Origin of the sequence: Flavobacterium succinicans LMG 10402, assembly GCF_000611675.1 — a bacterium.
Classification (GTDB): Bacteria; Bacteroidota; Bacteroidia; order Flavobacteriales; family Flavobacteriaceae; genus Flavobacterium; species Flavobacterium succinicans.
In genome coordinates, this window is record NZ_JATV01000016.1 from 67,282 (window position 1) to 73,914 (window position 6,633).

Annotated in this window: 8 protein-coding genes; 1 reads left to right on the forward strand and 7 read right to left on the reverse strand. The window is 35.3% G+C overall.

Annotation, left to right across the window (positions count from 1 at the left end; all coding sequences use genetic code 11):
- Positions 1-109: 109 nt before the first annotated feature.
- Positions 110-271 (reverse strand): 50S ribosomal protein L34, encoded by a 162-nt coding sequence (gene rpmH, locus AO58_RS0114470; RefSeq protein WP_008464848.1) that lies wholly within the window; start codon positions 269-271, stop codon positions 110-112.
- 165 nt (positions 272-436) lie between these two features.
- Here rpmH and AO58_RS0114475 point away from each other — a divergent pair, with 165 nt between their 5' ends.
- A complete protein-coding gene (locus AO58_RS0114475; RefSeq protein ID WP_024982386.1) occupies positions 437-952 on the forward strand; it encodes a hypothetical protein in 516 nt (171 codons plus the stop codon).
- Between the two features lie 36 nt (positions 953-988).
- On the opposite strand, the gene AO58_RS0114480 is transcribed toward AO58_RS0114475, so the two are convergent.
- From AO58_RS0114480 to AO58_RS0114505, 6 genes are all read right to left on the reverse strand, one after another.
- Complete coding sequence (locus AO58_RS0114480) at positions 989-1,672, reverse strand: alpha/beta fold hydrolase (protein WP_024982387.1); 684 nt, start codon at positions 1,670-1,672, stop codon at positions 989-991.
- Positions 1,673-1,726: 54 nt separating this feature from the next.
- Complete coding sequence (locus tag AO58_RS0114485) at positions 1,727-2,194, reverse strand: hypothetical protein (RefSeq protein ID WP_024982388.1); 468 nt, start codon at positions 2,192-2,194, stop codon at positions 1,727-1,729.
- 27 nt (positions 2,195-2,221) lie between these two features.
- Positions 2,222-2,605, reverse strand: a complete 384-nt coding sequence (locus tag AO58_RS0114490) for a VOC family protein (RefSeq protein ID WP_024982389.1) — start codon at positions 2,603-2,605, stop codon at positions 2,222-2,224.
- A 40-nt stretch (positions 2,606-2,645) separates the two neighbouring features.
- Entirely contained in the window at positions 2,646-3,365 is a 720-nt protein-coding gene (locus AO58_RS0114495; RefSeq protein ID WP_024982390.1) for a hypothetical protein, read from the reverse strand.
- A 151-nt stretch (positions 3,366-3,516) separates the two neighbouring features.
- Entirely contained in the window at positions 3,517-4,083 is a 567-nt protein-coding gene (locus AO58_RS0114500) for a PepSY domain-containing protein (protein WP_024982391.1), read from the reverse strand.
- Positions 4,084-4,232: 149 nt separating this feature from the next.
- Positions 4,233-6,356 (reverse strand): M3 family metallopeptidase, encoded by a 2,124-nt coding sequence (locus AO58_RS0114505; RefSeq protein WP_024982392.1) that lies wholly within the window; start codon positions 6,354-6,356, stop codon positions 4,233-4,235.
- Positions 6,357-6,633: the final 277 nt, after the last annotated feature.

Here is a 6,633-nt window from a genome sequence, read left to right on the forward strand (position 1 = left end):
GTAGTTATTGTATTTATTCCTAGGAATTTAAGCAACGCAAGTCGCGTTAGGGTATAAAAAAAGGCGATACTAAATAAAAGTAACGCCTTATATGATGTTTAAACAAACATTATTTTTTGTGTCTAGGTTCGCTAGAAACAGTCAATTTGTGTCTTCCTTTAGCTCTTCTACGCGCTAGAACTTTTCTTCCATTCGCAGACGCCATTCTGTCCATAAATCCGTGTTTATTTCTTCTTTTTCTTTTCGATGGTTGAAATGTTCTTTTGCTCATTGCTTTGTATCTTTAAATGGTAATTTATATATCTAACTCTTTTGGCTTATCCCTTATTCTAAAACCGAGTGCAAATATACAAAGACTTTTTTTTCTGGCAAGTAGTTTTATAAAAATATTTTTAATTCCTTTTGCTATCTTTGCAATCTAAATTAAACACCTATTATGTTTCACAGAAATATCAAACTTATCTTAGCGGCATTAATCATCATGACAGGCATTTGGCAATTTACGGAGTCAAATATTGGAAACGGAATTTTCTTGTTATTTATTAGTGCCATTCCTGTTTTTCTTTATTTCAAAAACGAATTTATCCTTTTGGCCTTCTTAAAATTAAGAAAACAAGATTTTGTTGGCGCTCAAAAATGGTTGTCCTTCATTAAAAATCCTGAAACTGCATTGATTCAAAAACAACAAGGGTATTTTAATTACCTTCACGGTATTATGGTTTCACAAACCAACATCAATCAAGCCGAGAAATTCTTCAAAAAAGCCATCGAATTGGGACTTTCTATGGATATGGATTTGGCAGTAGCCAAACTTAACTTGGCTGGAATCGCATTATCTAGAAGAAGAAAACTAGAAGCTACTAATTTATTAAATGAAGCTAAAAAATTAGACAAGCAAAACATGTTAAAAGACCAAATTAAGATGATGAAAGATCAGATGAAAAAAATCTAATCCCATTTAAATCATACCTAAAAAAGGCGATTCACGTTACACTTGTGAATCGCCTTTTTTTATGCCCTTCAGAATAATTTCGGGTAAATGTTGGTTTAGCCAACGGAATCGAAACAAAATCATGGCATGACTTCCGCCTGGGACTATCAAACAATTGGTGATGTATTTTATAGGAAACACATCGTCTTGATCTCCATGAATATGAATCACACTTGGATCTACCACTGTTCTATCCCAAAGAATCACTTGCTCAATGGCCCAATCTAAATAGTGTATATCTCGAACCGACAGGAATTTTTCATACAATTTGAGTCGGCTTTTTATTTTTTCACCAAAAGAAAATTTGGCTAAGTTCTCTACATTTACAATCAAACTCGTAGGAATCAATTTATAGGCTTTTGTAGTTTTGGCCACTTTCATACGTCTTGGAAATTCCAAATTCGTTTTCACACTCGAGATAATAATTACTCTTAGCGGCTTTAAAAAAAGAGCCATCTCTTGTACCAAAATCCCACCAAAGGAGACACCTATAAGTACGGGATTGGGATGTGTAATTTTGGAGGCCATCCGTTTTGCATATTGCACCAACGTCTCTTCCGGCAATGGAATTTCCCATTCCAACAAAATCATCTCAAAAACATCTTTAGGCAGATCGATACGCTCAAAAATAGTAGAACTCGCCGCTAGACCCGGCATAAAATAAACGGGAATTTTCTTCATCCTATAAAAAAACAAAATCTAAATTGAATCACGAATATACCTGTTTTTTTTTATTTATTCCTGCTTCTTTTCTGTCCTTTCCCTGCCTGCATCAGAAATAGCCATTGCAGTTTTTCGGTTAAGCACTTTAATAAATTGTTGTTTTCTAAATCGCAAAGCACTCCAATCTTCATCAACGGCAACCATACGAACGGGTTCAAAACCAAAATTTCCTAAAACCGCCCAGCCATTGTCTCTATTGAATTCGCATTTATATTTTTTGGAAGTTCCTTTTGGATAACAAAACCAAACGATAGCATCACCGTTAATTTTTGGAAAAAGTGATGTAATTGCTTTTTCTATTTCTTGCAATTGCGTGACAAAAACCATAACAAAATCAATAGTTGTCATTTCATTTTCATTATCGTAAAAAACAGTTTCGTTTGCCATTGCCTCTTTTTCTGAGACAAAAGATACAGGGGCATTGAGAACCAAAATAGCCTCTTGGTTTTTAAAATTTAATTTTTTGAATAATGGAGTCATTTAAAAGTATTCTATTGGAGCAATATATTAATGTATCGAGTGAAAACCGATTGTATTACCTTCGGTATCAGAAGCTAATCCACAAAAACCATGTTCGCCTATAGCAAACTTTAGCGCAACGACTTTGCCTCCAGCTGCTTCCACTCTGCTTAATTCTTCTGCACAATCTCTGCAAGCAAAATAGACTAAAGTTCCTGCTGCACTTGGATTCCTTGTTTCATCTTGCACAAGCGCTCCTGACGAATTAGTAGCACCTTCTACCCAAGGAAAAGCAACCATTTGACCGGAAAACCCTTCAGGCATTGGCATTGGTATCATCACTTCTCCTAAAACAGTTTCATAAAATTTTCTAGCTCTATCCATATCGTCAACATAGATTTCGAACCAAGTTACTGCATTTACTGTTCTCATAGCATTATAATTTTAGATTAAAAATTCCTTTGAAACTCTATTATAATTTTCCTTTTGAGGCTAGGTAATTCTTGACAAACACTTCAAAATTGGGCAAGTTTTTATCTTCATAAACCAAAATAAATTGCTTGAATTGCATATAACCATAAGTATACGGATTTTGAGAAGCTTGCTGATAATTAGCCTTAAAATAAGCTTCTATAGTCATTCCTTCCGGTACTGGATTAGGTAGTTTTGCCCACATTTTTTTGGCATAGTTGTAACATTGTTCCAGTTCTTTCTGTTTGCCTTGTTTTTTCCACCAAAGCATAGCAATAACATTTGCGAAATACTCACTTTCATAAGAGCCGAAGACATTCCCTTCAATCATTTGTTCTAAGGCATGTCCTAGCTCATGTGGCAAATAAAATCCGTTAAAAAACAATCCAAAAACCTCCTTTGCCTCTACTTCTCCCCCAGCCACTTCATAGAAAAAAGCTTTTTGTTCGGGAATTACTTGCTCCCATAAAGGCAAATTAGCTGTTTTTTGTTTGCCATCATCATCATAATAAATAAGATAAGGCGTGGTATTCAATCTGGTTTTTAAGGTTAGCACCAATGTTGGTTTGATTTTGGCTATGTCTTTGATGAACGTTGATGAAATCTGATTGGCTTGTTTGACCAAAGCGGTCGAATCAGCAAAAGTGAAAAACCATTCTTTTTGCGCAAAAGTAATTTGAGACAAAAAGAACAAAACGACAATTACAAATCCTTTTTTCATATTTTTATTTGTTAAAATTATAGTTAATCAATAAGGTCTTAGAATGTGTTATTCGCTTTCACAAACAAAACATAACCATTTAAAAAACAACAACTTAACAAATCTACAAAACAAAATTGATTTGAATAACTAAAGTAGTTTCAAATTAAAACTAGGCAACACGCATTCGCTTAGGCCCATACCAAAGCCAAAAACCAGTTATGGTAAAAACCAAGAGAGCTAGTCCCATTACTGTGGTATAAACCAATTTAAAGATGCCGTTACCGGTTTCAAAATACGCATCTAGGTAGGAACCATCGTGAATGTTTTCGACAAAATCAGCATTTCGCCGTTCTAGATGCAAAAGTTCTCCCGTAGCTCCATCCAATTGAACGCCCCAATAATCTTCCTCAAAAACAAACTTCACCATTCCTTTATCGGGACGAATGTCAATTCTATTCAAAACTAAAGAAACATTAGGTGAAACTTCTTTTTGCAAATAATAACAGGCTTTTTGTTGTAAACTATCCACAGGGAGCCATTGCCTCAAATCGGTAGTGGTTCCTTTGCGCGAATCGGCCAATAGTAAGCCACCGCTATTTTTTTTCCATCCTAAAAGTAATCCCGTGACGGATATAATGAAAAAGAAAATAAATAAAAAAGCGCCCGTGGTTCGGTGCACTTTTCTAAATACTCTCAATGTTTTTGCCTGACTTTTTCTTTTGTTACTTTCGTTCATATGACAATTCGTAGTAATGCATTAAAAATATTGTTTGACAATATAGCTATTTCAAAAAGCGTAAACAAAAGAATGCTGCAAGTAATAAAAAAAATGACACCTTATAAAGATGCCATTTTTCATTCTAATTCTATCAACAGTTATATTTTCTATTTAGTCAATCCTGCATTTTTCAAATACGGTTCAATCTTCATATCGTGACCGATGAATTCTTTGAAAGCTTTGTTCAAATCTACACTGTTCCCAACAGACAAAATGTATTTCACAAAACGATCACAATTCTTTCTAGTCATTCCACCATTGGCTTCAAACCAATCGTAAGCATTATAATCTAAAGTTTTAGACCAAGTGTAAGCGTAATATCCTGCAGAGTAACCGCCTCCCCAAATGTGAGCAAAGTAAGGAGAATGATAACGAGTAGGTACTTCATTCACTAACAAACCATATTTTTGTAAAGCCTCTTTTTCAAAATCTAAAGTAGGTTTAAAATCCGATTCTTTTTCTACACTATGCCAAGCCATATCTAGCGTTGCAGCAGCCAACAATTCAGTTACCACATACCCTTTGTTGAAGGTGTCTGCTTTTTTGATTTTGTCTATCAACTCTTGCGGAATAGCTTGTTTGGTTTGGTAATGTACTGCGTAATTTTTCAAAACCGTTGGGTCTAAAGCAGCGTGTTCGTTGATTTGCGAAGGAAACTCTACATAATCTCTTGGTACAGCTGTTCCAGAAAGTGTTACATATTTTTGGTTAGCAAACAATCCGTGTAAGGTGTGTCCAAACTCGTGAAATAATGTCGTTACATCATCAAAACTGATTAAAGATGGATTACCACTAACTGGTTTTGCAAAATTGTACACATTAGCAATTACAGGTTTTTGATTCAAATAATGCGATTGATTGACGAAATTACTCATCCAAGCGCCTCCGTTTTTATTGTCTCTAGCATAAAAATCCAAGTAATAAATCGCGATTGAAGTGCCTTTGTCGTTGAACACCTCATACACTTTTACGTCAGGATTGTACACTGGCAAATCGTTTCTTTCTTTAAAAGTCAGCCCGTACATTTGTTTTGCTGCAAAAAAGACTCCTTTTTCTAGCACTGAACCGATTTCAAAATACGGTTTAATTTGACTTTCGTCCAAATCGTATTTGGCTTTACGTACTTGCTCAGAATAGAAATCCCAATCCCAAGGCTCTAATTTAAAACCACCATTTTGCGCATCGATTAAGGCTTGAATGTCTTTGGCTTCTTCGTTGGCTTTGGCTACTGCTGGTTTTGCGATTTTGGCTAACAAATCCATTGCAGGCGCTGGAGTTTGGGCCATTTGGTCTTGCAATTTCCACTCGGCAAAACTCTTTTTACCCATCAATTTTGCTTTTTGCAAACGCAATTTGGCCATTTTTTCAAGGGTTTCGCGAGTATCGCCTTCATCTCCTTTTTCGGCGCGATACCAAGAAGCCTTGAAAACCTTCTCTCTAGACGCACGATTGGTCAAACTCATCAAAACAGGTTGCTGTGTGGTATTGATAATCGCAATCATGTATTTCCCATCTTGTCCAGCCGCAGTAGCATTGGCTTTGGCAGCTGCAATTTCATCAGGCGTTAAACCCGCCAAATCTGAAGCTAAGTCAAAAAACACAGCAGCGTTTTTACGAGCAATTAACAATTTATTATTAAACAAGGTGCTTAACGTAGCCAACTCTTCGTTGATTTTTTTCATTTTATCTTTATCGGCCTCCGAAAGATTAGCTCCTGCTAATTCGAATTGTTGCAAGTAGTATTCAGTTAGTTTTTTATCTTCACCCTTCAAACTCGACAATGGAATGCTTTTGATGCGGTTATACAATTTACTATTCAAGTAAATTTTGTCGTTATGCGCTGAAAAAATTGGTGCATATTCTGCTTCAATCGCTTGTAAGGTTGGATTGGTATTAGAACCCGAAAGATTATAAAAAACTCCGGCTGCCCTACCTAAATCTACTCCACAAGTCTCTAGCGCTAAAACGGTATTCTCGAATGTCGGTTTTGCCGTATTATTCGTGATTTTATCGATTTCTTCGTCGTGTACTTTTAAACCATAGTCAAAAGCTGGCTTAAAATGTTCATCTTTAATTTTATCAAAAGGTGGCGTTTGGTACTGTAAAGTACTGCGTTGTAAAAGAGGATTATTCATAGGAGCAGTAGTATTTTGGGCATTAACGTTCTCTACTAGCAGCGTACTGAACAACAAAAGACAGCCTGCGCTAGCTATTTTTGAAAAAGAATTCATATTGAAAAATTTACAAATTATTAAGCTTTAAAAGTACTAAAAAAAACAGTATCGCAAGCAAAAGATTGTTTTATTGAGAAAACAACAACAGCAATTAAAGATGTTTAATCATTGCTATCCGAAAGTTTTAATGAATGAGCATAAAATACCTTGTTACCCATTATAAATAGGCGTTTACTTTTTTATTATGCTGAAAATAAGTCAGAACTGAATTTTAATTCTGGTTCTGATCTTATTTTTTTGGCTCCATCTCCAACCTGATTGCAGATATAATCTA